This is a genomic window from Lawsonibacter sp. LCP25S3_E2, assembly GCF_052117285.1.
In the GTDB taxonomy this organism is placed as follows: domain Bacteria; phylum Bacillota; class Clostridia; order Oscillospirales; family Oscillospiraceae; genus Lawsonibacter.
The window spans coordinates 32,797-57,522 of record NZ_JBQKJL010000018.1 but is presented as its reverse complement, the minus strand read 5'-3'; the positions used below and the strand labels follow the sequence as shown (position 1 = coordinate 57,522).

Annotated in this window: 26 protein-coding genes, 1 tRNA gene and 5 pseudogenes; 24 read left to right on the top strand and 8 right to left on the bottom strand. The window is 53.7% G+C overall.

Going from position 1 to position 24,726, the window contains the following annotated elements; translation table 11 throughout:
• Window positions 1–100 precede the first annotated feature (100 nt).
• The 7 genes and pseudogenes from ACTQ3R_RS13570 (at window position 101) to ACTQ3R_RS13540 (ending at window position 4,198) form a co-directional block, all read left to right on the top strand.
• Window positions 101–382, top strand: coding sequence for a DUF3847 domain-containing protein (locus ACTQ3R_RS13570; RefSeq protein ID WP_441779738.1), 282 nt, complete (start codon window positions 101–103; stop codon window positions 380–382).
• Window positions 383–688: 306 nt separating this feature from the next.
• Window positions 689–2,176: pseudogene (locus ACTQ3R_RS13565) on the top strand (SNF2-related protein); the annotation flags it as partial.
• A 4-nt stretch (window positions 2,177–2,180) separates the two neighbouring features.
• Window positions 2,181–2,492: pseudogene (locus ACTQ3R_RS13560) on the top strand (DUF3848 domain-containing protein); the annotation flags it as partial.
• Window positions 2,484–2,792, top strand: a pseudogene (locus ACTQ3R_RS13555) (DUF3846 domain-containing protein); the annotation flags it as partial. The pseudogenes ACTQ3R_RS13560 and ACTQ3R_RS13555, both read left to right, overlap by 9 nt.
• Window positions 2,793–2,906: 114 nt before the next feature.
• Window positions 2,907–3,401: pseudogene (locus ACTQ3R_RS13550) on the top strand (DUF3849 domain-containing protein); the annotation flags it as partial.
• Window positions 3,398–3,742, top strand: a complete 345-nt coding sequence (locus ACTQ3R_RS13545; RefSeq protein WP_441779737.1) for a plasmid mobilization protein — start codon at window positions 3,398–3,400, stop codon at window positions 3,740–3,742. The pseudogene ACTQ3R_RS13550 and the gene ACTQ3R_RS13545, both read left to right, overlap by 4 nt.
• Window positions 3,743–3,895: 153 nt before the next feature.
• Complete coding sequence (locus ACTQ3R_RS13540; RefSeq protein WP_441779740.1) at window positions 3,896–4,198, top strand: CD1845 family protein; 303 nt, start codon at window positions 3,896–3,898, stop codon at window positions 4,196–4,198.
• A 49-nt stretch (window positions 4,199–4,247) separates the two neighbouring features.
• On the opposite strand, the gene ACTQ3R_RS13535 is transcribed toward ACTQ3R_RS13540, so the two are convergent.
• The gene (locus ACTQ3R_RS13535; RefSeq protein WP_441779736.1) at window positions 4,248–4,574 is read right to left on the bottom strand and encodes a helix-turn-helix domain-containing protein; all 327 of its coding nucleotides are present in this window, start codon (window positions 4,572–4,574) and stop codon (window positions 4,248–4,250) included.
• 177 nt (window positions 4,575–4,751) lie between these two features.
• On the opposite strand from ACTQ3R_RS13535, the gene ACTQ3R_RS13530 reads away from it, so the two are divergent.
• From ACTQ3R_RS13530 to ACTQ3R_RS13505, 6 genes and pseudogenes are all read left to right on the top strand, one after another.
• Window positions 4,752–5,237, top strand: a complete 486-nt coding sequence (locus tag ACTQ3R_RS13530) for a hypothetical protein (protein WP_441779735.1) — start codon at window positions 4,752–4,754, stop codon at window positions 5,235–5,237.
• Between the two features lie 60 nt (window positions 5,238–5,297).
• Window positions 5,298–6,416, top strand: a pseudogene (locus ACTQ3R_RS13525) (relaxase/mobilization nuclease domain-containing protein); the annotation flags it as partial.
• Window positions 6,417–6,425: 9 nt separating this feature from the next.
• Window positions 6,426–6,587 (top strand): sigma factor-like helix-turn-helix DNA-binding protein, encoded by a 162-nt coding sequence (locus ACTQ3R_RS13520; protein WP_441779739.1) that lies wholly within the window; start codon window positions 6,426–6,428, stop codon window positions 6,585–6,587.
• 810 nt (window positions 6,588–7,397) lie between these two features.
• On the top strand, window positions 7,398–8,936 hold the full coding sequence (locus tag ACTQ3R_RS13515; RefSeq protein WP_441779734.1) for a recombinase family protein: 1,539 nt from the start codon (window positions 7,398–7,400) through the stop codon (window positions 8,934–8,936).
• A gap of 358 nt (window positions 8,937–9,294) precedes the next feature.
• Window positions 9,295–10,059: a sporulation transcription factor Spo0A gene (gene spo0A / locus ACTQ3R_RS13510; RefSeq protein WP_441779733.1), complete on the top strand. Its 765-nt coding sequence runs from the start codon at window positions 9,295–9,297 to the stop codon at window positions 10,057–10,059.
• A gap of 101 nt (window positions 10,060–10,160) precedes the next feature.
• On the top strand, window positions 10,161–10,403 hold the full coding sequence (locus ACTQ3R_RS13505; protein ID WP_441779732.1) for a TIGR03905 family TSCPD domain-containing protein: 243 nt from the start codon (window positions 10,161–10,163) through the stop codon (window positions 10,401–10,403).
• 80 nt (window positions 10,404–10,483) lie between these two features.
• On the opposite strand, the gene ACTQ3R_RS13500 is transcribed toward ACTQ3R_RS13505, so the two are convergent.
• Window positions 10,484–11,854, bottom strand: a complete 1,371-nt coding sequence (locus ACTQ3R_RS13500; protein WP_441779731.1) for a D-alanyl-D-alanine carboxypeptidase family protein — start codon at window positions 11,852–11,854, stop codon at window positions 10,484–10,486.
• A 101-nt stretch (window positions 11,855–11,955) separates the two neighbouring features.
• Between ACTQ3R_RS13500 and ACTQ3R_RS13495 the strand changes: the two genes are divergently transcribed.
• From ACTQ3R_RS13495 to ACTQ3R_RS13465, 7 genes are all read left to right on the top strand, one after another.
• On the top strand, window positions 11,956–12,354 hold the full coding sequence (locus ACTQ3R_RS13495) for a ComEA family DNA-binding protein (RefSeq protein ID WP_441779730.1): 399 nt from the start codon (window positions 11,956–11,958) through the stop codon (window positions 12,352–12,354).
• Window positions 12,355–12,375: 21 nt separating this feature from the next.
• On the top strand, window positions 12,376–13,071 hold the full coding sequence (locus tag ACTQ3R_RS13490) for a response regulator transcription factor (RefSeq protein WP_441779729.1): 696 nt from the start codon (window positions 12,376–12,378) through the stop codon (window positions 13,069–13,071).
• Window positions 13,072–13,103: 32 nt separating this feature from the next.
• On the top strand, window positions 13,104–14,579 hold the full coding sequence (locus ACTQ3R_RS13485; RefSeq protein WP_441779728.1) for a sensor histidine kinase: 1,476 nt from the start codon (window positions 13,104–13,106) through the stop codon (window positions 14,577–14,579).
• Between the two features lie 2 nt (window positions 14,580–14,581).
• Window positions 14,582–15,097 (top strand): GerMN domain-containing protein, encoded by a 516-nt coding sequence (locus ACTQ3R_RS13480; RefSeq protein WP_441779727.1) that lies wholly within the window; start codon window positions 14,582–14,584, stop codon window positions 15,095–15,097.
• A gap of 116 nt (window positions 15,098–15,213) precedes the next feature.
• Window positions 15,214–16,497: an O-acetylhomoserine aminocarboxypropyltransferase/cysteine synthase family protein gene (locus tag ACTQ3R_RS13475; RefSeq protein ID WP_441779726.1), complete on the top strand. Its 1,284-nt coding sequence runs from the start codon at window positions 15,214–15,216 to the stop codon at window positions 16,495–16,497.
• Window positions 16,498–16,553: 56 nt separating this feature from the next.
• Complete coding sequence (locus ACTQ3R_RS13470) at window positions 16,554–16,958, top strand: DUF3783 domain-containing protein (RefSeq protein WP_441779725.1); 405 nt, start codon at window positions 16,554–16,556, stop codon at window positions 16,956–16,958.
• Window positions 16,959–17,038: 80 nt separating this feature from the next.
• Window positions 17,039–17,125, top strand: a tRNA-Leu gene (locus ACTQ3R_RS13465).
• An 87-nt stretch (window positions 17,126–17,212) separates the two neighbouring features.
• Here ACTQ3R_RS13465 and ACTQ3R_RS13460 read toward each other — a convergent pair.
• The 6 genes from ACTQ3R_RS13460 to ACTQ3R_RS13435 form a co-directional block, all read right to left on the bottom strand.
• Complete coding sequence (locus ACTQ3R_RS13460) at window positions 17,213–18,403, bottom strand: tyrosine-type recombinase/integrase (RefSeq protein ID WP_441779724.1); 1,191 nt, start codon at window positions 18,401–18,403, stop codon at window positions 17,213–17,215.
• 56 nt (window positions 18,404–18,459) lie between these two features.
• Entirely contained in the window at window positions 18,460–18,681 is a 222-nt protein-coding gene (locus ACTQ3R_RS13455; protein ID WP_441779723.1) for a helix-turn-helix domain-containing protein, read from the bottom strand.
• Window positions 18,674–19,567, bottom strand: coding sequence for a tyrosine-type recombinase/integrase (locus tag ACTQ3R_RS13450; protein WP_441779722.1), 894 nt, complete (start codon window positions 19,565–19,567; stop codon window positions 18,674–18,676). Before ACTQ3R_RS13450 ends, ACTQ3R_RS13455 begins: the two co-directional genes overlap by 8 nt.
• A gap of 1,406 nt (window positions 19,568–20,973) precedes the next feature.
• The gene (locus tag ACTQ3R_RS13445; protein ID WP_441779721.1) at window positions 20,974–22,065 is read right to left on the bottom strand and encodes a 3'-5' exonuclease; all 1,092 of its coding nucleotides are present in this window, start codon (window positions 22,063–22,065) and stop codon (window positions 20,974–20,976) included.
• A gap of 18 nt (window positions 22,066–22,083) precedes the next feature.
• On the bottom strand, window positions 22,084–22,260 hold the full coding sequence (locus ACTQ3R_RS13440; RefSeq protein WP_441779720.1) for a hypothetical protein: 177 nt from the start codon (window positions 22,258–22,260) through the stop codon (window positions 22,084–22,086).
• Window positions 22,261–22,263: 3 nt separating this feature from the next.
• Window positions 22,264–22,602 (bottom strand): helix-turn-helix domain-containing protein, encoded by a 339-nt coding sequence (locus ACTQ3R_RS13435; RefSeq protein WP_441779719.1) that lies wholly within the window; start codon window positions 22,600–22,602, stop codon window positions 22,264–22,266.
• A gap of 396 nt (window positions 22,603–22,998) precedes the next feature.
• Between ACTQ3R_RS13435 and ACTQ3R_RS13430 the strand changes: the two genes are divergently transcribed.
• The 4 genes from ACTQ3R_RS13430 to ACTQ3R_RS13415 all read left to right on the top strand — a co-directional run bounded on the left by ACTQ3R_RS13430 (window position 22,999) and on the right by ACTQ3R_RS13415 (window position 24,702).
• Window positions 22,999–23,208, top strand: coding sequence for a helix-turn-helix domain-containing protein (locus tag ACTQ3R_RS13430; protein ID WP_441779718.1), 210 nt, complete (start codon window positions 22,999–23,001; stop codon window positions 23,206–23,208).
• Window positions 23,209–23,239: 31 nt separating this feature from the next.
• Window positions 23,240–23,680 carry a helix-turn-helix domain-containing protein gene (locus tag ACTQ3R_RS13425; protein WP_441779717.1) on the top strand — a complete coding sequence of 147 codons (441 nt, stop codon included), beginning with the start codon at window positions 23,240–23,242 and terminating at the stop codon, window positions 23,678–23,680.
• Window positions 23,681–23,701: 21 nt separating this feature from the next.
• A complete protein-coding gene (locus tag ACTQ3R_RS13420; RefSeq protein ID WP_441779716.1) occupies window positions 23,702–24,142 on the top strand; it encodes a helix-turn-helix domain-containing protein in 441 nt (146 codons plus the stop codon).
• A gap of 290 nt (window positions 24,143–24,432) precedes the next feature.
• Window positions 24,433–24,702, top strand: coding sequence for a hypothetical protein (locus ACTQ3R_RS13415; RefSeq protein WP_441779715.1), 270 nt, complete (start codon window positions 24,433–24,435; stop codon window positions 24,700–24,702).
• The last annotated feature ends 24 nt before the right edge of the window (window positions 24,703–24,726 follow it).

Here is a 24,726-nt window from a genome sequence, read left to right as displayed (position 1 = left end):
ATACATGAACATGAAGCACTTGGAGGCGGCTCTGTACGACGCCTCTATTGCCGGCTGACTTCATTCAGCCGGAGCCTGCAAATAATTTTGCGCATAAATCTTGACGGCACCCGAGGAATTGCAAGCCGAGATTGAGGACGGGAAGAAGAAAATCCGGCAGCTTGAAAATCGGGAAAAGGTGTTGCGGCAAAAGTTATCCCAAGAGGAACGCCGGACGCGCAGCCACCGGCTGGTCGTCCGAGGCGCAGTCTTTGAGAGCATTGTGCCGGAAGCCAAGACCATGACCGATGAGGAAGCCGCCGCCTTTCTCCGGCTTGCCCTGACGAGCGAGGAAGCGCGGGCTTATCTGAAAAAACGCACCGAGGGCGGGAAAAGCGAATAATCCCTTTGGAACAAAGGGCGCACTTATACACCCTTGCGGGCGTGTGCGCTCTGCCGAGGGCGTATCTCCGCACAGGGAACTTTCCCCGCGCTCCGATATGGCGGCTTTGCCGCAACAAGGGGCTGCACCCCTTGCGCCGCTTACGCGGCTATCCCTGCACACCCACAAAAACAGTACACCCGCCGTTGGCGTCTGTACCATTTTTGCGGGTTTGGTTATCCTATCCGGGAGGTGATACCCATAGCCATTTACCATTGTAACATCGGCATTGTGAGCCGAGGAAAAGGCAAGTCAGCCGTTGCCGCAGCCGCCTACTATCTGCTCTGCGCGCTGGAAGTCATTGACGAGAATGGCCAACTGAAGCACAAAGCAGATATGTTCACAAAGCGGACCATCAAGCCCCATGAGGCGGTGACTTCCGTGGACACCGCAAGCGAAGCTCTGGCCGTATCCATCGCGGAAAAGGCCCGTGTGGACATGGAGTATATGGAACAGCTCACCGGCAAGACCAGTGACGAGCTGGCCGCCGAGTTGCAAGGCGTGATCTTCCGTCTGCCTGGGCCTGTGCCGGAGGGAGAACGCCCAACCTATGTGACCGCCGATGAATACCTTTCCGGTAATGTGCGGCGCAAGCTCCGTCAGGCACAGCGAGCTGCACAGCAGGACCCGGCCTTTGCCATCAATGTGGAGGCCCTGACCGCTGCCCAGCCTAAAGACCTGGACGCTTCGGAGATTGAGGTGCGCCTGGGCGCTACCTGGATTGACAAGGAGTACATCCAGCAATTCATGTATGAGACCTTCAACACCCCGTACTACCTCCAGCGCGCCATCCAGGTCAATTACGCCTCCTATACCGCCGAGTGGCAGGTCACAGGCAAAAGCTCTGTATCCGAAAAAGATGTGGCGGCCTACACCACCTACGGAACGAGCCGCGCCAATGCCTACAAAATTTTGGAGGACAGTTTGAACCTTCGGGATGTCCGCATTTACGACACCGTGGAGGACGCGGACGGTAAAGAGCGCCGAGTGCTGAACGCCAAGGAGACCACCCTGGCAGCCCAAAAGCAGCAGGCCATCCGGGACGCTTTCCGTGATTGGATTTGGCGGGACCCGGAGCGCCGCCAAGCCCTGGTGCGCCAGTACAACGAGGAAATGAACTCCACCCGGCCCCGCGAATATGACGGGTCCCACATCACCTTCGGAGGTATGAACCCGGCCATCACCCTGCGGGATCATCAGCTGGGCGCTATCGCTCATGTACTGTATGGCGGCAATACGCTGTTGGCACATGAAGTGGGCGCGGGTAAGACCTTTGAGATGGTGGCCGCTGCGATGGAATCCAAGCGCCTGGGGCTGTGCCAGAAGTCCCTCTTTGTGGTGCCGAACCACCTGACCGAACAATGGGCGTCGGAGTTCCTGCGGCTTTATCCCTCCGCAAAAATCCTGGTCACGACCAAGAAAGACTTTGAGACCCACAACCGCAAGAAATTCTGTGCCAGAATTGCCACCGGAGACTACGATGCCGTTATCATCGGCCATTCGCAGTTTGAAAAAATCCCCATCAGCCGGGAGCGCCAAGAACGGCTCCTTCAGGAGCAGATCGACGAGATCACCGGGGGCATTGCTGAGGTGAAATACAGCGGCGGTGAGCGTTTCACTGTCAAGCAGCTGGAACGCACCAAGAAATCTCTGGAGGCCAGACTGGAAAAGCTCCAGGCCGAGGGCCGCAAGGACGATGTGGTGACTTTCGAGCAGCTGGGCGTGGATCGGCTGTTTGTGGACGAGGCGCACAACTAATATGAATACCAACGATCTGAATACGGCCCTCTATGAGAAGATGGCCGCTGAACAGGACAAATACCGGGACTGGCTGAAAAGCCAGCCCCCGGCAGAAGTTTTGAACCATGCTTACGAATACACCGTCCGAGAGGACATTGTGATGGCGATGGAGCAGCTGGAGCTGACCGACGCCCAGGCTCAGGCGCTGCTGGATTCGCCCACGCCTCTGACCGATGTGTACCGCCACTTTGAGAAGGTGGAGACCGACTACATGGATGTGATCCGGGACAGCATTGAGAACCGGGCAGATGATGTGTGCAAGATGAAAGAACCCCCAGCAGGTCATGCTTTGGTGGTAGAACCGGGTAAAAAGCCCTATGTCAAAGATATTTCTTTCTCTTTGGAATCCCTGCAAAAAGAAGTCGGCGGCGATATTCAGGCTGTTTATCCTTTCCACGAGCCGGTGGCGTTGATCTGCGACGAGGAAGGAAAGCTGAAAGGAAAACCTTTGAACCGTGCCTTGAGGGATGAGGCGGGCAGCATTTACGATGTGGTGGCTGGAACATTTTTGGTGGTTGGTTTGAGTGAGGATGATTTTGCGGCACTTGAACCGGAGCTTCTCGAAAAGTTCAGTCAGCACTTTGAGATACCGGAGATGTTTGCACAAATCAACGGCAAATTGGTTGTTACAGCCATGCGCTCCCCGGATGATCCTAAAGTCCCTCAACAGCAGGGCGATATGGTCCCTCTCTATCCGCATACGGTATCTTATGCGAAAGAGCATGGTGAGCTGGAGGCATACCGTGCTTCCCTCCGTACAAATTATAAGTGCAAGGAGGCTATTGAAGCGGCGGTGCGTGAACACTTCGATGGAATGTATCTAAGCCATGATGCGGCCAAGGGTGTAATCCAGACCTATGGCATTGACCGGGTGATGCTGGTCTTGGCAAATACTGTTCAGCTCCAGGACTGGGATGGACGCTATTCACGCCGTAACAAAGAATGGGCCAAGACTATCCCCAACTACAACTCGGATTCTGTCCGGGGTGGCTATGCAGTAAACAGCCACCCAGCTGTTTTGAATGGATTCATTGATCTGGTGCGGGAAGAACAGCAACGCAGTTGCACCAAGGGTGAAAAGGCAGAGCCGCCTCGGACCTCGGTACGAGAAAAGCTCAAGAAGGAAGCGCCGGTTGTCAACAGGTCTACCGTCCCGAAGAAAGGGGAGCCGGAACGATGAGCAGCCCAAAACGCAAACGGGATGTGCCAGTCCTGTTTTGGGTTTCTTCTGCCGAGATGGAAGCAATCCAGCAGAAGATGGCGCAGTTTGGCACAAAAAACCTGAGTGCCTACCTGCGGAAGATGGCTGTGGACGGCTATGTGGTGCAACTGGATTTACCGGAGCTGAAGGAACTGGTTTCTCTTATGAGATATTCCAGCAACAACTTGAACCAGCTGACCCGCAAGCTCCATGAAACCGGGCGGGTTTATGATGCTGATCTGGAGGACATATCTCATCGGCAGGAACAGCTATGGGATGGCGTAAAAGAGATACTGGCCCAGCTCGCAAAACTTTCGTAACAGGGGTATTTACCCCATCTGCGGAGGGAGGAACGGCGTTTCTTCGCCGCGCCTTCCTCCGCTTTTTCTTTTTGCTCGTATCCTTGCTGTTTGACAAAAAATATCTCATAATGGATTTAGAATAAAGCTGGAGGTGAAGATTCTGTGGGAATGATGTTGGGATTGGTGAAATTGCTTTTGAAAATCGTGGTTGCTCCGGTGGTGCTTCTTCTTACACTGGCCATCTGGATTTGCGTGGGTCTGGTCTATGTATCCGGTCTGGTGCTGGGGCTTCTCAGTATGGTGATTGCTCTACTGGGTGTGGCCGTCCTGGTGACATACTCCCCGCAAAATGGCCTCATTCTGCTGGTGATTGCTTTTCTTATTAGTCCTTTTGGACTTCCGAAACTGGCCTTTTGGCTGCTTGGAAAGGTGCAGGATTTGAAGTTTGCCATACAGGATTTGGTCTATGGATAATTTCACAATAAAAAGACAGCCAGCCGGTATGATCCATCGGCTGGCTGTTTTACTGTTCTGTATGCTCCAGGACTGCCTTTATCACAGTAAGTGCAAGCTCTTGTTTTTGCAGCGGAGCTTTTTTCCAGAGCAGTTCGATTTCTCGGATATTAGTGATTTCATTTTCCGCCAATTCATCTTGTAACAAATAGTCAGGAGAAATGTGAAGCATTTTGCAGATGTCAATGAATACCGGCAGGCTCGGCATCTTTGCTCCACCTTCAATTTGACGAAGATAAGTGGCATTGATATTGCACAATTCCGACAACTTATCCGCTGTCATACAGCGGGATTTTCGCACCTCATTGATGCGCTTTCCTAATTTGTTTTCTTCCATAGTCTACACCCATCTATTAGCTGTTAGCGATTATTTTATGCACTTTAAGACTACATTATGATTGCGAGCTGTGATAGCTTCTGTTAGACTATGTATTGTAAGCTGTCAGCTTTAACCAGAAATTGCATGAGAAGGTGTAAAAAGCTGTTCTATACATGAAAGCACGAGGAAAAAAAGATGAGGATTGAGAAAAGATACTATGATTTAGCAAAATCTGAATGGGATGAAATTGCCGAAGAAATTCGCTCCGAAAAAGAAGGTCTCACAGCAGCAGAGCGAGAAATAGAGGAAGAAAAGACAAAGCAGGAGCTACAAGAAATTTATCGGCTGTACGAAGAACATATAAAAAAATGGAAAAGAGTTCCCGATAAGAAGCGGATGCAACAGTTTGAGGAATTATCTGTGCAAGCCCTGTGTGTAGCTAAATTTTTGGGGTGCAACATCGTTGTTGAAGATGAGGACAATAGTTTCGGAAAGATCACAATGGAAGCGGAATCTTTTGTGTTGCCATCCCTGGATGACAATTTTCTGAACAAAACATTTTCCAGGCTGATTCTGTGGTCAGATGATGTTTTTATCAGTAATTCGCCGTCTGGACTATGTAAAATGGAATTTGTTTGTCATTTGTATAAAGAGGTTCGAGCAACTCACGCAAATAAATAGCAGACTTTTCGTTTGGGCAGCCATTTATGGCTGCCTTTTTGTTGAAGGGAGGGAAATTTCATGGCAACCACACGCATTATGCCATTGCATATCGGCAAGGGACGAAGCGAGAGCCACGCCATCTGCGACATTATCGACTATGTGGCTAATCCCGAAAAAACCGACCACGGCAGGCTTATCACCGGCTATGAGTGCGACAGCCGTGTGGCCGACGCCGAGTTCATGCTGGCCAAGCGCCAGTATATTGCCGCAACCGGACGGGTCCGTGGCGCAGACGATGTGATCGCCTACCATGTTCGCCAGTCCTTCTGTCCTGGGGAGATCACCCCGGAGGAAGCCAACCGGCTGGGCGTGGAATTTGCCAAACGGTTCACCAAGGGAAAACACGCCTTTATCGTCTGTACCCACATTGACAAGGCCCATGTCCATAATCATATCATTTGGAGTTCGGTCAACCTGGACTGTGACCGGAAGTTCCGCAACTTTTGGGGTAGCACAAAAGCCGTCCGGCGTTTGAGCGACACAATCTGCATTGAGAATGGACTGTCCATTGTCGAGAACCCAAAGCCACATGGGAAAAGCTACGATCAGTGGCTGGGGGACCAGGCGAAACCGTCCCATCGGGAATTGCTGCGAGTTGCCATTGATAAAGCTCTGGCACAAAAACCTGCTGACCTGAACGAGTTGTTGAAGCTGCTCCGGGAATCCGGCTGTGAAGTGACCAAGCGCGGAAAATCCTACCGTTTGAAGCTCCCCGGCTGGGGCAAAGTGTCCCGCCTGGACAGCCTGGGCGATGGCTACACCCTGGAGGACCTGCTGGCCGTCCTCGCCGGTCAAAAGGAGCATACGCCCCGTCGGAAGCCGGTCAAGCAAGCAGATCCGCCGAAGGTGAATCTGCTGGTTGACATCCAGGCAAAGCTCCAGGCCGGAAAAGGTGCCGGATATGCGAGATGGGCCAAGGTCTTTAATCTTAAACAGATGGCACAAACCGTGAATTATCTCACGGAGCATAACCTGCTGGAGTATGCTGTGCTGGAAGAAAAGGCAGCCGCAGCAACGGCCCACCATAATGAGCTGTCTGCAAAAATTAAGGCGGCGGAGAAACGCATGGCGGAGATCGCCGTCCTGCGGACCCATATTGTCAACTATGCCAAGACCCGCGATACCTATGTGGCCTATTCTGCTGTTATGGATTTGCCGGAATTGCAGGCAAAGCGTATCTATGCTCGATACTACCTGGGAATGAGTGTTACGGAGATAGCTCGTGCCGAGGGAGTGAGCAAGAGCAGGGTCAGTGAGAGTATCAAGTACGGACTGAAACGACTTTCAAAAATTTTGAAAAAGTTTTAAGACAGGGGGAACAATCTACCGGAATTGGTCAGGGTTGTCAGAAGCAAGGTTTTTGAACCATGCTCATGGCAACTTGACAACCGCATAGACGGCATTTCCGGTACATAACCTATGTACGAGCGAATCAGGCGCGGCGCGAAGATGGACAGCTAAGGAGGTGGTGGACAAGCTGTTCGGAGCGATCAACGCAAGCCTGAAACCTGGAGTTGGCACTTTGGGGCGCGATGACTGCATGGGGGCTTAAAGATACTTCCTCACGGCCTCCTAAAGACTTGGGGGGAACCCTGCGGCGCACGAGAAAAACGACGCTGCGGAGTTATGACAGCCGCGCCAGCGGAGACCGGAAATGTCCCCAGTGTCAGGGGGCGTGGCAAATATGACATAACATAAGAAACAAACAGTTAGACAGCCGCACCGAGGCAATAAGTTGTTCTTCAGCTTGTGCAATTTGGTGCGGCTGTTTCTTTTTCAACGAATAGATCAACAAATTCTGTCCATAATAATTTTACAAGGAATCCTCGTTGTAGAAAGGAGCGCGTATGATAGCAGCTGAAATCAAAACTACTGCTTCGACAGTACGAATACACGATGAGTTCTGCGCTATTCCAACACAGGGGTGCATCTCTCATTTGAACCAGATTGTTTCTAACTCCTATAAGAGAAGAAGCATGAGCGCAGAGCCGCAGAATGATAAAGATGAAATTCCGGTGCCGCAGTAAGAGCTGCGGCATTTCCCATAATTTGGCCGGCTCCATATCGTTGACGATGTGTTTGCCCTAACCATATAATAAGCCAGAAAGGAGGCCCTTCATGGAGCAATATGTAAAGTACCTTCGCAAGTCACGATTTGACCGTGATTACGCAGAGCTGAGTATTGAGGAAACACTAAAGCGGCACGAAGCCATCTTGGACAGAGTAGCTACGGACAGAGGGTATTATATTGCTAAAACATACTATGAGGTCGTTTCTGGTGAATCAATCGCTGCAAGACCCGAAATTCAGAAGATGCTGGAAGAAGTAAGTGCTGGAATTTATGCTGGTGTTCTTGTAGTTGATCTGGAGCGTTTGGCGAGAGGCAATGGAGCCGATCAAGCATATATCAGTCAGGTTTTCCAATTTTCCGGGACAAAGATTATTACCCCTACAAAGATTTATGACCCGTCCAATGAGTTCGATGAAGAATACTTTGAGTTCGGCCTGTTTATGAGCCGCCGTGAGTATAAGACCATTAACCGAAGGCTGATTCGAGGGCGTGACAGTAGCGCTTCTGAAGGAAAGTGGATTAGCAGTATTTCTCCTTATGGCTACACTCGTGTGAAAATTCCTCACGAAAAGGGTTTTACCCTGGAGCCACACCCGGAGGAAGGACCTATCATTCAAAAGATATTTGCAATGTACCTTAATAACCAGGGGACGAAAATAATTGCAAATTATTTGAATGACCACGATGTTCCGACAAGGCACGGTGATCTTTGGACTTACTCAACGATTTCTCAAATAATCACAAATCCTGTTTATATGGGAAAAATCCGGCGTGGCTGGAGCAAGCAGATCAAGAGCATTGAGAATGGTGCAGTTAAGAAGCGTATCAAACGAAACAAAGATATGAGTTCTTATGACATCTACGATGGTCTCCATCCTGCTTTGGTAAGCGAAGAAGATTTCCTGAAAGCCCAGGATATTCGTGTAGGTAAAAAGCCATCTGCTCCGGTTCGGGACGAGTTCAAGTTGATGAATCCGTTTTCGGGATTGTTGTTCTGTGCGAAATGCGGAAAGCGGATTGGCCGAACCACAATGTCAAGCAAGCGGAATAACACACCGCGCCTACGATGTGTCAACGGGAGAAATTGTCACAATGGCAGCGCATATTTTGATGTGGTCGAGAAAGAAATTATTGGTGCGCTGCGGACTTGGCTGAAAGGCTACAAAGTCAAAATTGATACCGTTGGTTACGAGGATGATATTAAAGTGGCCAAAAAGCAACTGGCAAAGTTAGATCAGGAGCTGAAAAAGCTCTCCACGCAGCTGGACAATGCCTTCAACTTGGTCGAACAGGGAGTATATACCTTGGATGTATTCCAAGAAAGGCGGGCAAAGCTGACAGTTGCTATGGAGGAGCATGAAGCCAAAAAAGCGGAGATTCAGAAGTTGCTCGATACCTTGGAAGCGAGCCAAGTATCTCAGGCCAATCTCATCCCGCAGACGGAAGAACTGCTCTCCAGTTATGATGACATGACCAACGAAGAACGAAATGAGCTTCTGAAAGAGATACTTGAAAAGATAGAGTATTACAAGGGAGCCGATGGACAGATCGTCATTGACCTGTATCCACGCCTCCCAAAAATTTAGGAGCTTGTTGGTATCATGGATTTACCCATGTGCTGGTGAACGATGCCGCACGAGGCTATGGAATTTTGGCGGAAAACATGTTCCGGCAAGCCACGGGCTGCCAGGCACAGGCCTCCTGAGGAAGGAAAAACGGGGTTCGGACCGGTTGGCCCGAACCCCACATTTTTTACAAATATTAGATATTTTGTCGAATTATAGTCTTTAGTGTCTAAAAGTATTACAATAATTTCCAAATAATGACTTGCATAACCGGTCTGAGTGTGCTAAATTGTAATTGGTCAGTCGAAACGCCCCAGGTTGGCACAGGATGGGGCTGTTGGTGGCTGAATGTCAGGTTTGCACAAGGAGGAAGGAAGAAATGGACGCAATGAAACGAATTCTGCTGGCTGACACCGGCGTGGAATTTCGCGGCATTTTATCAGACGCCCTGGCTAAGGAGAGCGACCTTCAGGTGGTGGGCGAGACAGCGGATGGGGCGGAGCTTGTGGCCCTGGCCCGGGAGCTGAAGCCGGATGCGGTCATTATGGAGATGGTACTCACAGGCATGGATGGACTTGAGGTTCTGGACGAGCTGTCCGCTTTGAAGGACCGGCCGAAGATTTTGGTCCTGTCCAGCTACATCCGGGGCAATGTCATTGGAGAAGCCGCCGCCAGAGGGGCGGATTTCTTTCTGGCAAAGCCCTGCAAATTGTCCACCGTGAGCCAGCGGTTAAGGCAGGTGATGTCCCCTGGGGGATTGGAATCGGAGCGGGAAAGCGGAGCTGATCTGGAGCGCCAGGTGACCGCCATCATCCATGAAGTGGGAGTTCCCGCCCATATCAAAGGCTATCAGTATCTGAGAGAGGCCATTATGATCGCGGTGGAGGATATGGATGTCATCAACGCGGTGACAAAGGTGCTCTACCCTGAGGTGGCCAAAACCTTCGGCACCACCGCCAGCCGCGTGGAGCGGGCCATCCGTCATGCTATTGAGGTGGCCTGGGACCGGGGAGACCTGGAGACGCTGCAGAAATACTTTGGCTATACCGTCTCCAACGCAAAGGGTAAGCCCACCAACAGTGAATTCATCGCCATGATTGCCGACCGGCTCCAGCTGGAGCGGCGGGACCGGGCGGCGGGATAATGTGCCTTGACTTTCCCTCCTGAATTTGCTATGCTTTTTCGAGTATAAACGAGGCAGTGAGTCATAACCTGCCGGATTTCGTCGAAAGCAGAGGGAAAGATATGCACATTGATTACGTACCCCGTGGAGTGTGCTCCAGGGCTTTTCACATTGAGGTAGAGGACGGCATCATCCAATCCGTTCAGGTGGTGGGCGGCTGCCACGGAAATCTGCAGGGGATCTCCTCCCTGCTGAAAGGGATGAAGGTGGAGGAGGCTATCGCCCGCCTGGACGGCATCCGCTGCGGTGCTAAGCAGACCTCCTGCCCGGACCAGATTGCCCAGGCCCTGAAAACCAGTCTTTAACAAAAAGGCCCATAAAAAAGAGGCACAGCCATTGGCTGTGCCTCTTTTTTATGGATGAAATTAAAATATTGAAATGTTGTTTATCTCCGTCCGCCCCGGTAATTGCCCCGGCGGCGGCCGCCGACACCGGCCGTGTACCGCCGGCGCTTGCGGAATACGAACAGCCGCAGAAGGACCAATACTACCAGTACTGCGATGACGACCAGGATCAGCCTGACCCAGGTGTGCTGGAAGAAGTCGATAAACTGCTGCTTTTTATAGAGCAGGTCGGAGCGCTCCACCGACGTAACGGCAACCAGATCCAGGGTGCCGTACACCTCACCCTCGTAGGAGAGAGTCATGGTGCCAAGCACCTGGCCTTCCTCCACGGGAGCCTCCACAGACTCGTAAGGGATGGTAATGCGTGTTTCGATCTGATCCAGGTCCATGTCTTTGGGGAGCGTGCGGGTAATGGAGCCCTGGGGCTTGAGGTTCACTTCATCGGCCTCGCGGGACAACGTCACGGCGACCTTGGCCACCGGCTCATCACTTTGGGTGATGGTCACCCGACGGAAGTTGCTGAAGCCCCACTTTAAAAGACGGGAGCTCTCTACCAATTGGCCCTGGCGGGGCTTGTCATAGCCTTCCTGTTCCATGGGCCCGGAGCCCAGGATAACGGATACCAGCAGGGTTTCGCCATCTTCTGCTGCGGCCACCAGGCAGCGTCCGGCCTGGTCAGTGGTGCCCGTCTTGCCGCCGATGCACTTGTCGTATACATAGCCGGAGTAGTACCAGTTGGAAATGAGACCGTTGGTGTTGTAGATGACCCGTTCCTCCGACAGGTTGGTGGCGGGAACCGTGTGGCTGACGCTGCCGATGATGGTGCGGAAGAGGTCATATTCCAGGGCCTTCGACATCATCAGGGCCAGGTCATAGGCGGTGGTGTAATGGTCGTCTTCATGGAGACCGTTGGGGTTTGTAAAGTGAGTTCCCTTGCAGCCCAGCTCGCTGGCCCGGCGGTTCATGTGCTCCACAAAGGTTTCGATGGACCCGTCCACCGCCACAGCCAAAATATTGGCCGCCTCGTTGGCTGAAGGGAGAAGCAGGCAGTAGAGCAGCTCCTCCACAGACAAGGTTTCTCCCACCTTAATATTGGCGGTGGAGGCCCCGGCAACCATGCCCTGATTGGTGGTATCTCCGGCGGTGACCATGGTGTCGGCGGAAATGGTGCCTTCTTCAATGGCCTCAATGACCAGCAGAGCGGTGAGCACTTTAGTGAGGCTGGCGGGATAGGCCTTTTCATAGGCGCTGTCCTCGTAGAGGATTTCGTTGTAATTCGCATCCATCAAAATAGCATGGGTGCAGAAGAGGTTCAAATCGGTCTCCTCCGCTGCCGCGGGGAGGGCAAACAGGGACAACAGGATGGGGCATGTAAGCAGGAGGCTGAACAAACGGGAAAAATATTTTTTCATAGGAAATTCTCCACAGGTATGTTATACTAAGCTTAATTGGTCAGATACAGACATTATAACAAACCTGCCTGACCTGTGCAAGTGTCAAAAGGGGGAGAAAAATGGCGGAAGTGCCCACATATGAAAAGGTAGTGGCGGCATTGACAGCCGGGTTTGTGCTCTTCACCGGAGGCTGGCTGTGGAACCAGAACCGTTCCCACGGGGAGTTCCGGGTGACAGTGATGGAGCGCCGGGAGGAGAGCGGATCCAGTTTGATTCAGCTGCCTCAGGTGGAGGAGAGCTGGCCGGACAGCCTTCTGCCCGGAGAGAAGATCGATCTCAATACCGCTGACGAATATGAACTCCAGCGCCTTCCCGGCATTGGAGAAAAGAGGGCGGCGGATATTATCGCTTACCGGGAGGCCAACGGCCCCTTTGAAACGGTGGAGGAGCTGGATGAAGTGCCTGGGATCGGGCAGGGAATTTTGGATGGTCTCCGGGACTATGCCGCTGTGGATTGAAGCAAAAGCAAGGAGAACAACATGGCAAAGATATTAGTGGTGGATGACGAGCAGGTGCTGGTCAAGGGAATCAAATTTAATCTGGAGCATGAGGGCTACCAGGTAGAAGTGGGATATGACGGGGAGCAGGCGGTGGAACTGGCCCGAGACGGGCGGTTTGACCTTATTTTGCTGGACCTGATGATGCCGAAAATTGATGGCCTCCAGGCCTGTATGCGCATTCGGGAATTTTCCAATGTGCCGGTGATTATGCTCACCGCCAAGGGAGAGGATGCGGACAAAATCATGGGCTTCGAGTGCGGAGCGGATGATTACATTACAAAGCCCTTTAACATTTTGGAGCTGAAGGCCCGTGTGCGGGCCCTGCTGCGCCGCTCAGGAGCCGCCGTGCAGAAGGCGGGGGGCGGTGAGCTGACCGCGGGGCATATCCGTCTGGATACCGGGGAGCGTGCAGCCTGGCGGGACGGAACGCCGGTGGAGCTGACGGCTAAGGAATTTGACCTGATGGAGCTGCTCATGCGAAACCCTGGGCGAGTGTATTCACGGGAAAACCTGCTCAATGTAGTCTGGGGCTATGAGTATATTGGGGACTACCGCACGGTGGACGTCCATGTCCGCCGCCTGCGGGAAAAGCTGGAACTGGACCCGGCCAACCCGGAGTACATTCGCACCAAGTGGGGCGTTGGATATTACCTCAGCGGCCGCAAGGAGAGCTGAGCGCAGCATGAAACCGGAAGGGGGGCGAGGCTATGGCCGGACCAAAACGAAATAAGGTGCCCTTTTTTTCCTCGCTGCAGGTAAAGTATGCCATGAGCTACCTGGTCATCTTTGCCGTGGTGCTGGTGCTGCTCAACACCTACCCGGTGGTGGCTTCCCAGGAGCTGCTGGTCAATTCAAAGCGAGATTCCCTGAAAAATCAGGCGGCCGTGATGGGCTCGGCCCTGATGGAGCTGGAGACCCTGTCTGCCGACCAGGTGTCACGGGTGATGACTATGCTGGACAGCATGGGACTTGACCGGATCTTAGTGACCGACCCTTCCGGTCTCATCCTCTATGACAGCACCCAAAAGCAGAAGGATGAGGAAGAAGAGCAGCCCCAGGAGGAGCGCTATGCGTACGCTCTCTTTCAGGAGGTGGTCTCTGCCCTGTGGGGAAATGACGTCTTTTATTCCCGGTATGAGGACAGCAAACTCATCTCCACCGCCGCCGCCCCTATCATGTACCGGGGTGTCATCATTGGGGCTATCTATATTCTGGAGGTAGATGAGGCCCAGGGAACGCTTCTGCTGAACCTGCAGCAGAACCTGCGCAGCATCTCGTTGGTCATTGCAGCTGTTACGCTGGTGATGAGTACCTTTTTCTCCCGGATGCTCACCGCCCGCATGGCGGCCCTTCTCCGGGCCATCCGCATTGTGGGGGAGGGGGAATATGGCCATCGCCTTCAGCCGGTGGGACGGGACGAGCTGGCCCAGCTGGCAGAGGAGTTTAACCACCTGACTGACCGCCTCCAGACGACGGAGGAGGTGCGTCGGCGCTTTGTCTCTGACGCCAGCCACGAGCTGAAGACTCCGTTGGCTTCCATCCGCCTGCTCAGCGATTCGATCCTTCAGACCGACCAGATGGACCCGGAGATGGTCCGGGACTTTGTGTCGGACATCGGTAAAGAGGCGGAACGCCTCACCCGCATTACCGAGCACCTGCTGGCGCTCACCCGCCTGGACAGTCTGCCTGCCGGTCAGACGGAGCCGGTGGATTTGGGGAAGGTAACCGAGCGGGTGGCGGCTATGCTGGCGCCGGTGGCCGATGCGGCCGGCGTAAGCATTGAGCAGAACTTGAAGCCGGGGTGCTTCGTCCTGGGTACGGAGGACGAGATGTACCAGATCTGTCACAATTTGGTGGAGAATGCCATTAAATATAATTTCTCTGGAGGGAAGGTCTTTGTGGAAGTGTACCCGGACGCGGACCAGATTTTGCTGGAAGTGGGGGACACGGGGATCGGCATTCCCGATGAGGATCTGCCCAAGGTGTTCAACCGCTTCTACCGGGTGGACAAGGCCCGTTCCCGTGCAGCCGGAGGCACAGGCCTGGGGCTGTCTATTGTGCGGGACACCGTTCGCCGCTATGGAGGCTGGGTAACGGCCCGGCCCAGACATCCGGAGGGAAGCATTTTCACGGTGGGCTTCCCCCGCTGCGACCCGGAGCGGGCCCTGGAGAAGGAGGAATAGCCATGAAAAGCAGATGTGTACTGGCATGGCTTTTGTCCCTCCTGGTGCTGCTGTGTGCCTGCGGGCGGAGCAGTGAAGAGAAACAGCGGGGAGATTATGTGCTCTATTTTCTCTCCGGTTCTCTGAAAGCGGGAGAGTCAGGGCATGGTCCGGCCCTGGATTGGGAGCCCTATGACGGAGAAGCCCAGCCCGAAGCGCTGCTGGATGCCCTGCTGGCTGGTCCCACCCTGGAGGAGCTGGCGTCCCCGTTCCCCAAAGGGGTCACTTTGCGCAAATGCGTCTGGGATGAGGAACGCCCTGGGGTGTTGGTGGTCAGCTTGTCGGAACAATACGGGGCCCTGACCGACGTCTCCCTGACCTTGGCTGATTACTGCATCGTGCTGACCTTGTCTCAATTGGAGGACGTGGAAGGGGTGGAGATCCGCTCAGGGGGTTACGGCTCCGACTACCGCAGCCACCAGCTGCTTCAAGCGGAAGAGGCCCTGCTGGCAGATCGCCTGATCGAGCAGGCCTCCTAAGGCTCTTGACAAAATTGCTCTCCCCCTGTAATCTAGAGTAGCATTTTTTGAAATGCAGTTCCTGTAACCCATAGGCGGCCCGTCCGCCTGCAACCGTCAGAAAGAAGGGAAACTCCATGAGCGACTACAAAATCAATACCAAGTGCGTCCAGGGCGGCTACACCCCCGGCAACGGGGAGCCCCGCCAGATCCCCATCATCCAGTCCACTACCTTTAAGTACGCCACCAGCGAGGATATGGGCAAGCTGTTTGACCTGGAGGCCAGCGGTTATTTCTATACCCGCCTGCAGAACCCCACCAACGACATGGTGGCGGCCAAGATCTGCGACATGGAGGGCGGAAGCGCTGCTATGCTCACTTCCTCCGGCCAGGCGGCTAACTTTTACGCCATCTTCAACATTGCCAACTGCGGTGACCATGTGGTGGCTTCTTCCACCATTTATGGAGGCACTTATAACCTGTTCCACGTGACTATGCGGAAGATGGGCATTGAGTTTACCTTCGTGGAGCCCGACTGCTCCGAGGAGGAGCTGGAGGCTGCCTTCCAGCCCAACACCAAGGCTGTGTTCGGTGAGACCATTGCCAACCCTGCCCTCACCGTGCTGGACATTGAAAAGTTTGCTAAGGCTGCCCATGCCCATGGGGTGCCCCTTATCATCGACAACACCTTTGCCACCCCGGTGAACTGCCGGCCCATCGAGTGGGGCTGCGACATCGTCACCCACTCCACCACCAAGTACATGGATGGCCATGGAGCGGGTGTGGGCGGCTGCATTGTGGACAGCGGCAAGTTTGACTGGATGGCCCATGCGGACAAGTTCCCCGGCCTCACCACTCCCGATGACAGCTACCACGGCATCACCTATGCGGAGAAGTTCGGCCAGGCCGGTGCCTTTATTACCAAGTGCACCGCCCAGCTCATGCGTGACTTTGGTTCCATCCAGTCCCCCCAGAATGCTTTCCTGCTGAACCTGGGCCTGGAGAGCCTCCATGTGCGTATGCCCCGCCACTGTGAGAATGGCCTTGCGGTGGCCAAGTTCCTGAAGAACCACCCCAAGATCTCCTTTGTCACCTATCCCGGTCTGGAAGGGGACAAGTACTATGAGCTGGCTCAGAAGTATATGCCCAATGGTACCTGTGGTGTGGTTTCCTTCGGCTTCAAGGGTGGCCGCGCTGCCGCTGAGACCTTTATGAAGAACCTGAAGCTGGCCGCCATCGAGACCCATGTGGCCGATGCCCGTACCTGCTGTCTGCACCCCGCCTCTGCCACCCACCGGCAGATGAACGACCAGGAGCTGGTGGCCGCCGGTATTACCCCCGATCTGGTTCGCTTCTCCTGCGGCATTGAGGACGCTGAGGACCTCATCGCCGACATTGCCCAGGCCCTGGACAAGGTTTAATTTGATTTGTGCCGGGCGGCTGGCAGCCGCCCGGCAATTGGAAAGGATGGATCATCGTGCGTGCTGGAACGATTCTGATGTATAACTGCTCCGGTCCGGAGTTTTCAAAAATGCGCCAGATTTTTGCCATGCTCCGCCTGCGTATGCGGGTGGTGAACCCAGAGCAGTATCATATCTCCCTGGGGGAGCTGGCTGTGGGCAAGGGGGAGGCCGGTGAACCGGCTGAGATTCTCCCGGAGCCTATGCTGGTGTTCTGCGGGCTGAACAGTGCCCTGCTCCATCAGGTGCTGGAGGTCCTCCGTCTGGCTCAGCTGCCTCCCATCGCCATGAAAGCGGTGCTTACGGATACCAACCAGGGGTGGAATACCCAGCAGCTCTATGAAGAGCTTCTGAAAGAGCGGGAGGCCATCGCTGCCCAGAAGGCAGAACAGGCCCCGGATGCCGCGCTGGAGGAGAAATAAGCACAGACTGGAAAAATTCCGTTGACAAATCCGCCGGAAGAGGCTATAATAATCAAGCGGTCTAAATGAGGCCGCTCTTTGCGGCTGTGCTGGAATTGGTAGACTGGCAAGCTTGAGGTGCTTGTGTCCGGACGGGCGTACGGGTTCGACTCCCGTCAGCCGCACCACTCAACTAATCCCCTGGGGCTTTGCGTTGCAAGGCCCCAGGGGATTTTTTGTCTATGGGGAGATCGGAGTTTCCCTTTGTTTTCCCTTTAGCCGGAAATTTTGTGGATATACTCCTCCATCCGCTGGGCGCTGTCGCGCTGCATCTGATCCGTCACATGGCCATAGACGTCCAGGGTGAAGGCGGCGGTAGCGTGGCCCAGGTTCCCCTGGATGGTCTTAATGTCGTCCCCGCTTTTGATCGCAGCCACGGCGTATGAATGGCGCAGGTCATGGAATCGGGCCTCTGGACACCCGATCTGGGCGACGATCTTTTTGAAGCTGTCATAAGCGACGTGGGGCTTCAGATAATCCCCAAGTTCATCCGAGAACACAAGATTTTTATCTGCCCAGGCCGGCCCGGCTCGGAGCCGCTGCTCCGTCTGCCGGCTTCTTTGCTGGCGAAGGAGCGCCATGACAAAGGCTGCGGGTGTGATCTTGCGGGCTTTGCTGTTTTTGGTGGTCACCAGGCTATACACTGTGTGGCCGGTTTCGTCCTTGATCTTTTGGAGCTGCTTGTTGATCAGGAGCGTCCCGTGCTGGAAGTCTATGCAGTCCCAGGTCAGTCCGAAAACCTCGCCTCGGCGCATTCCGGTAAAGAGTGTGACCAGATAGACGCACTCAAAGCGGTGCCCTTTGACTGCTGCCATGAAACGACGGATCGCGTCATCATCCAGGGGCTTGATCGGCTTCTTCTCTACACGGGGGAGCACGCAGGATTCGGTAGGGTTGCTGCTTAGATAGCCGATGGCCACAGCCTGCTGAAGGGCGCGGTGAAGGATCCCGTGGATATTCTTGACGCTTTTGGCCGAGATCGTCTTGTGGCAGTCGTTATAAAAATGCTGGATGACGTGAGGACGCAGCTTCTCCAGCTGTATGCTGCCCAGCTCCGGCAGGATATGGTTTTTGATCTGGCAGCGGTAGGCCTCCAGCGTCCTCGGCTTCACATTGACCACATAATCGCTGATCCAGATCTCCAGCCACTGGCCAACCGTGAGGTTGGAGGGCTCTTTATAAAGACCCTGGTCAATGGCTGCAGTGACTTGGCGGAGCCGCTGGGCCACCTCCCTCTGCGTCTTGCCGGTGATGGAATGCTGGATCTGCTTACCCGTTTTCGGGTCATACCCGGAGGTATAGCGGGCCTCCCAGTAGAGATATTCCTTTCCATTTCTCTTGATGATCTTTTTGCGGATCGACCCGCCACCAGAGGCGCCCCGACTATTTTCTGTTCCGCGCGGCATACAAATCCTCCTTTCGCCGCACAGCTGAGATCTTACACATGATACCCGGACTCTCATTATTTGGACAGGTCATCTGTGTAAGGGTTGCAGCTGTGCTCCAGGAAGGATTGCACATCATATTTCAGGACACGGATCTGGCCGCCCACCCACAGGGGCTTGATCTGGCCGGAATTGACCAGCTCATAGGCGGTATTCTTGCCCACGGATAAAAGCGGCATCAGCTCCTCCACCTTCAGCACCAGGGGGAGATCGTCAAACGAGGTTGGATACTTAGTCATGGCCAGCACCTCCTCTTCCGGAAGATAGATAAATGGTGGTTACGTCATCGCGCCCGTGGCCGAGCAGCCTGGCGCACTCCTTGCGGGCCTCGTAGGGGCTGGCGCCGGCGTCTATACGTTGAAAGTACCACTCAGTGACACAGGTATGCCTGAGACCATGGAAGGTCATAGGGCGAGTGGAATCCGGGTCCTGGGCATAGGGACGGTGGATGTAAATAAAGGCCTGAAGCTCTTTGATGGCCTGATGGGTCTCCACACCGTCAGGGACAAAGAGCTTTTTGCCTCGGGGCGTCCGCTTCAGATGAAATTGGAGACGGGGGATCAGGATGGGATGCAGGGGCACCGTCCGGACCAGGCCGCCCTTCCCCTTGATAGTGATTGCCTGTTCCCGGATGGCCCGGCTGGCGGTTGCGGTGTCGATGCGGAAGCACTCATGGATGCGGAGGGCAGCATAGCGCCCCAGGTAGAGGAGGGTGATGATGTCCTCACGGTCTGCCTCCAGCGCATAGGCCAGCATACGGTTAAACTCCGGAGTGCTCCAGGTGCGGTCCACCCCCTTCAGAATCCGGCGCTGAAGGCTCAGCACCTCATTGCCCGGGAGCTGGTAGCGGGGCCGATCCATCAGGTCGTGGAAAAAACGGATTGCGGCCAGGTCTGTCTTGATTGTGGATGGAGCCCTTCCGCTATCCTGCAGGTACATCACGTAGGCATAGATGTGCTTGGGGGCGATGTTGGCCAGACGTTCTAGGCGGTAGCGGTCAGCCAGGAAGCGACAGAACCGCTGCATGGCCTCATAATACCGAGCGCGGGTCTTGTAGCTCCCCTGGCGGTTGTGGCGGTGGAGGCGGTCCAACTGGGAGAGTAGATTTTCATATTGCTTAGACATAGTATCGTCCTTTCTTGAAATTTGAAAAGGACGCAGTTCGCCCGGTGGCATATACTCACTGTTTCCGGCCGTTTTCCGTGAGATCTCCCAGTATCAAGCCTCTGCCGAAGGGGGTGAAAGCCTTGGGGCGGCTATATTTTCCGAGGGAGGCACGGCAAAGATCGGAAGCCTGTCTCTGTTGTCTTTTGGAGTTGAGTATGATCGCCGGCATCCCGCTGAAAGCGGGTGGGAGACGGTCTCCCGCGGCGGACGCGCACCCTGGGGCGAGGTGCAGACTGTGCTGCTGGCGTCCTGTGGTCCGTCCCCGGCAGTGGAACGGGATGGGGGTGGAAGGTGGCCGCGGCTCTGCCGAGCGCCGCGCCGGCCGGGTTGCTCTCCGGCCCAGAGATTGCTGTCAAATGATCATTGTGATGCTTCATGTTGAAGATCTCCTTTTCCTGCCTCGCACGGCCCGGGAAGATTCCCCGGGACCACAGAGCATAGGCGTCATTGTTCAAGCTCAGAGGGCTTGCTGTTCTCAACGAGGGCGGGGGCATATGGCGTCCTCCTCTCGCCGTGAAATCTCTCCATACGGTGTTTATGCCCCGGCGAATCACCGGGATGGTCGCTCAGACGCTTCCGCCAAAAAGATGCAAAAAGGCCCGAAAACATCTTTCTCGTTTTCGGACCTGAATCAATCTATTCGGTTTTCCGTCCGATCAGGGTTTACGGTCTGACAAGTCTCCGGCAGGCGGGAACAACATACCCCCGACGGGTAAAAATCTGACCTACAAAATCTGACCTAATCACAATAACAGGGTAGCACCTGGCAGATGCATTATCTAGTTGCACTTTTTGCCATGACTGCCGCAGCCTATCATATACTTCCTTACTCTCTTGCTTTATTATACGTATTTTTTCATCATGCGTCAAATTCAAGGGGCCAATGGGCACAGCTTCCCCTACCCAGGCCACGTCCCATAAGACGCGCGTACAAACCTAACAACGTGCACAATGTGAGTCTAAGCCCAACGAGCAAGGTGGAGACCACCTACCCCCGCAATTTCAGCGAGTGCGTGCAGAAATCAATTACAAGCTCTTTGTACCACAATATCTTGCGTCTGTCAATAGTTCGTTCCACATTTTGTATTCATCTCGTTTTTTCGGAAAATGGGTGCACTTATCCTAGGTACGCCTGCCATTCCGCCCTAATAACACGTTCATTTTACTACACAGCGGCGGCGTTGCATAGGTGGATATTTTCCGCCTCCAGAAGCAAAAAGGTCCGGGGTTCCCCTGGGAACTCCGGACACTATGAAACACGGCTACTATACTGCCTTGGCGCAAATCTGATACTGTTAATGGCAGTATGGCAGACCTAGAAATAAAACGCAACAGAAACTTTGAGACATGGGATAATCAGTATCTCAGCCTACAGGTAACCCAATGCGCTGGGCACAGATGTGAGAAAATAGCAGTCCGGTCGAAACCGCATCAGACAATGCACTGTGGGCAGAGTCCCGAATCAGTCCAAGTTCCCGCCTGCAGAGGAAGTCAAGGCTGTTTTTGTGCCAGTCGAAAGTACGTTTAGCTAATGCCAATGTGTCAAAAAATTTTCTCTTTTCCACCATGGTATCGCGCATCACTTGGCTCCCGTATGCAAAAAGGAAGCTATAGTCAAAATTCAAATTGTGCCCTACGATAGGAAGCACAGAACCTAAGTAACTATCAAAGAGTGGCATAACATCTTCAATACCCGGTGCGCTACTCAGATCAGCGTCGGTAATATGATTTACTTGCTGTGCCCTAACATTAAGAAATCCCTTGGGTTTCACAAAAGAAGAAAATACCTCTACGGGCTCAAAATTTACAAATTTGACTGCAGCCACCTCAATGATCTCGGCAGTCTGGATTGACAATCCTGTTGTTTCTATATCTATCGCCACAAAATTTCCAACAGATGTGGGAGTAGTTCTCTTTGTAATATTAGCATCTTTTAGCGGTGGTACATTAAGCGTGAAAGGGAGCCTGTCACCGCTCTTCAGCGGCGTCGGGCTTGGGGGAATATCTTTGAGCCGGGTATCAAATGCCAAGGACTTCTCCAACACACTTTCATATTTTGCGCATCGACCAGAAATTCCATTTATGACATCTTCGGTATGCAGGGTTGTTTTGTCTAGTTGTTGCTCCAAACGAAGAAAATGTCCCAAAAGAGAGTTAGTATCGCGAATCCCTCGATCTTCTATCACACGATTCATCTGCGGAGTGGTTTTCCAGCTAGCCAGTAGCCCACAGCATTCTTTGCCTAAAGATAATGCACGCCGCAATTCGTTAAGGGTACAGGTAGATAAATCAACTTCGCACTGTTTATAGATGGCAAGTGTTTCATCAAATTTTTGTGCGGCGGCTTGATATTCAAGCGATTCTTTCTCCTGAGCTTCTTTCAAGCAAGTTGGACAAAGGCCATTGATAACGCGCAGAAAAAAACCTTTCTTTCCGCAATTACAACATACTGGCATTGATCAATGCCCCCCTCGTCATGACTTGCAAATGTGTCCAACTTGGACACATTTATTTTTTCTGTAGAGCGTGAGCAACTGCTCCTGGGTGTAATTGCTTCCCAGCATCCGGTTGACCACCTGGCAGGCCGTGGGCCAGGAGTAGCCATATTCATCGACATAGCGATACAGCAGATGGGAGAGGTCCGGGGTCACGGTCTATTCATCCCCTTTCTTTTCCTGCATTGCTGTGAACTCCACAAAGGCCATGACCTTTTCCTGCCCCTCCTGGGAGAGCTGATTATAACGCATGACCAGATAGGGCTGGGCTGGGCCCTGGGAGATTTCCGAGGCGTCCTCCCCCAGAAGTTCGCTCACGGTAACGCCGAGATACTGGGCAAGGAGCTGAACTTTTTCGACGGAAGGAACTTGTCCACGGCTTTCAATGTTATTTATAAAACTGTTCCCCACTCCACTTTCACGGCAGGCGACAGTTGGTTTTACACCTTTGACAGAACAGTATTTTTTTATGTTTTGCACAAAAACTGCTTTGTCCAAGCACTATCCCTCCTCTAAAAAAGAAATAGGGCAATATCACGATAATTTACTTTAAAGGAAAAACATCGTTGACAATCCACTTTTAAGGATTTATGATTTACCCGTGAAGTAAATCAAGGGCGAAGCAAGGGAGGTGAGGAAGATGGGCTATGTCATCTTAGGGACCCTTGCTGCAGTATGTGCGCTCCAATGGCTGCTATGCAAGGTAGGCACAATGGCACTAGTGAGATACCTGATGGACAAAGGGTATGATCTACCGAGCGACGAGGAACTGCACACCTACACGCTGTCCGTCTGGAAAAAGCTAATGCACATCAGGTAAAGGTGGATCATTATCTGCTTTATCATATCATTTACGCCACAAGTAATCAAGCCCAATCTGAAAGGGGGATCAGTATGCCAATTCGTCAACTGCGAGAGCGGCTGGGGATGTCCATGTACGAGCTTGCCGAGAAGATGGGGGTGTCCGTCGCCACGGTTTCCCGCTGGGAGACTGGTGAGGCGGTACCCATCACTGCCCGGCTAAGTACCCTGGCCGACGTGCTGCACTGTACCATCGACGAGCTGTTCGGCCGCACGGGGCCGCCCAGCGCCCAGGCTGGATGAGCCTACGAAAACGACTGAAAGGAGGTCAACCATGAACATCCCAAGAGAAGCCATTGTCTGCTCCGGGAGGCACCTGGCCGCCGCCAATGAGATCACCCTGGGCAAGAAGCCGGCGGGCTTCGGCGGTGTCTGCCAGGGCTGTGAGTTTGAGAGGCAGTGCCGAATGGTCCAAACAGCCCCGGAAAAAGATGTGTCCTACTTGGACACCGGCGGAACCTACATACAGCCGCAGGCCGATCCCGGAGGACCGCCCCTGTCCTTCGACGACATTCCGCTGGTGATGCGGGTGGAGGGCGTACTGCCCATCCTCCGCGTTAAGAAACCTACCGTCTATGAGCTGATCCGTTCCGGCCAGCTTCGGAGCGTGCGTGTGGGCAACCAGATCCGGATCTTCAAGCAGGACCTGGTGGCGTTCATAAAACAGGAGCCTGCCCAGGAGCCTGAAACGGAGTCCCATGTAGCCTCAAAATAACACAGGGAGGTGGAAAAGTCTATGCCGGCAGAACAAAGTAATATCTACAAAACCGCGCGGCGGGAATCCGGTTATACCCAGGAAGCGGCCGCCGAAATGATAGCCGTCTCCGTGGAAAGTCTCCGAGCCTATGAAAACGGGTACCGGATTCCGCCGAACGACATCGTGGAGCGGATGGCGCACTATTACCAAACCTCGCAGCTGGTCTACCAGCACCTTCAGGAAACCAACAGCCTGATCCTCCAGATTGTCCCCCAGCTCCATGAACGGAGCGTACTGGAAATGGCGGTCCGGATGTACTTACGTTTGAGCCAGTTCCAACAGGCCCACAGCGTTGAGCGCCTGATGGCCATGGCCGAGGACGGCAGGATCGATGACAAGGAGCGGCCGGAGTTTGAGGCCATCATGGCCGACCTGCGGGAGATTATCCAGTCCGGCCTGGAGCTGGACGTCTACGCCTGATATTGACCAAGCCACGAGCGGCTGTGAGAGGGCAGCGGGTACCCACCGTTCATCTTCGTACTCTCTCTCTTTGACTCATTGGGACAGCCTCCGCCTGCTGTCCTCTCACGGCCGTTTGTGGTGAGAGCAAGAAAGGACCAACTATGAGAAAAAGGCATAAAAAAGCCGCCCAGGTGCGGGAACACCCAAGCGGCGAAACAATGTGGACCCTGGCCCACGACATAGGAATAAAATCATTATAGCATACCTGAGACAAAATGCAACCCCATTCTGGAAGGAGGCGCATCACTATGCGCTTTGAAAACTGGGCATTGCTGGATCTGCGGCACCGGAGCATGGGCTTCGGCCCTTATGACGGTGAGCGGATCGTCCTGCACATGGTACCCAAGAACGGGAGCCGATCCGAACGGTATGTGGTCGGAAAGTTCTTTACCGAACGGGGAAAAAGCTGGTTTGAGGGCGAAAGCGGCACTCTCTCCCCGGCCAGGCTGAAGAAGTTTTATGATTTCTGGTGGATGCGTCTGCCAATCAACGAAAACCTGTTCCCTCGATTGCAGTAGTCTGCAGCAGCCGGGGCGAACTGA

Excerpts from the sequence above, each read along its gene's own strand:
- ACTQ3R_RS13545 (WP_441779737.1), top strand. The coding sequence starts at position 3,398 with ATGAGCAGCCCAAAACGCAAACGGGATGTGCCAGTCCTGTTTTGGGTT.
- ACTQ3R_RS13540 (WP_441779740.1), top strand. The coding sequence starts at position 3,896 with ATGTTGGGATTGGTGAAATTGCTTTTGAAAATCGTGGTTGCTCCGGTG.
- ACTQ3R_RS13535 (WP_441779736.1), bottom strand. The coding sequence starts at position 4,574 with ATGGAAGAAAACAAATTAGGAAAGCGCATCAATGAGGTGCGAAAATCC.
- ACTQ3R_RS13530 (WP_441779735.1), top strand. The coding sequence starts at position 4,752 with ATGAGGATTGAGAAAAGATACTATGATTTAGCAAAATCTGAATGGGAT.
- ACTQ3R_RS13520 (WP_441779739.1), top strand. The coding sequence starts at position 6,426 with ATGGATTTGCCGGAATTGCAGGCAAAGCGTATCTATGCTCGATACTAC.
- ACTQ3R_RS13515 (WP_441779734.1), top strand. The coding sequence starts at position 7,398 with ATGGAGCAATATGTAAAGTACCTTCGCAAGTCACGATTTGACCGTGAT.
- spo0A (WP_441779733.1), top strand. The coding sequence starts at position 9,295 with ATGGACGCAATGAAACGAATTCTGCTGGCTGACACCGGCGTGGAATTT.
- ACTQ3R_RS13505 (WP_441779732.1), top strand. The coding sequence starts at position 10,161 with ATGCACATTGATTACGTACCCCGTGGAGTGTGCTCCAGGGCTTTTCAC.
- ACTQ3R_RS13500 (WP_441779731.1), bottom strand. The coding sequence starts at position 11,854 with ATGAAAAAATATTTTTCCCGTTTGTTCAGCCTCCTGCTTACATGCCCC.
- ACTQ3R_RS13495 (WP_441779730.1), top strand. The coding sequence starts at position 11,956 with ATGGCGGAAGTGCCCACATATGAAAAGGTAGTGGCGGCATTGACAGCC.
- ACTQ3R_RS13490 (WP_441779729.1), top strand. The coding sequence starts at position 12,376 with ATGGCAAAGATATTAGTGGTGGATGACGAGCAGGTGCTGGTCAAGGGA.
- ACTQ3R_RS13485 (WP_441779728.1), top strand. The coding sequence starts at position 13,104 with ATGGCCGGACCAAAACGAAATAAGGTGCCCTTTTTTTCCTCGCTGCAG.
- ACTQ3R_RS13480 (WP_441779727.1), top strand. The coding sequence starts at position 14,582 with ATGAAAAGCAGATGTGTACTGGCATGGCTTTTGTCCCTCCTGGTGCTG.
- ACTQ3R_RS13475 (WP_441779726.1), top strand. The coding sequence starts at position 15,214 with ATGAGCGACTACAAAATCAATACCAAGTGCGTCCAGGGCGGCTACACC.
- ACTQ3R_RS13460 (WP_441779724.1), bottom strand. The coding sequence starts at position 18,403 with ATGCCGCGCGGAACAGAAAATAGTCGGGGCGCCTCTGGTGGCGGGTCG.
- ACTQ3R_RS13455 (WP_441779723.1), bottom strand. The coding sequence starts at position 18,681 with ATGACTAAGTATCCAACCTCGTTTGACGATCTCCCCCTGGTGCTGAAG.
- ACTQ3R_RS13450 (WP_441779722.1), bottom strand. The coding sequence starts at position 19,567 with ATGTCTAAGCAATATGAAAATCTACTCTCCCAGTTGGACCGCCTCCAC.
- ACTQ3R_RS13445 (WP_441779721.1), bottom strand. The coding sequence starts at position 22,065 with ATGCCAGTATGTTGTAATTGCGGAAAGAAAGGTTTTTTTCTGCGCGTT.
- ACTQ3R_RS13430 (WP_441779718.1), top strand. The coding sequence starts at position 22,999 with ATGCCAATTCGTCAACTGCGAGAGCGGCTGGGGATGTCCATGTACGAG.
- ACTQ3R_RS13425 (WP_441779717.1), top strand. The coding sequence starts at position 23,240 with ATGAACATCCCAAGAGAAGCCATTGTCTGCTCCGGGAGGCACCTGGCC.
- ACTQ3R_RS13420 (WP_441779716.1), top strand. The coding sequence starts at position 23,702 with ATGCCGGCAGAACAAAGTAATATCTACAAAACCGCGCGGCGGGAATCC.
- ACTQ3R_RS13415 (WP_441779715.1), top strand. The coding sequence starts at position 24,433 with ATGCGCTTTGAAAACTGGGCATTGCTGGATCTGCGGCACCGGAGCATG.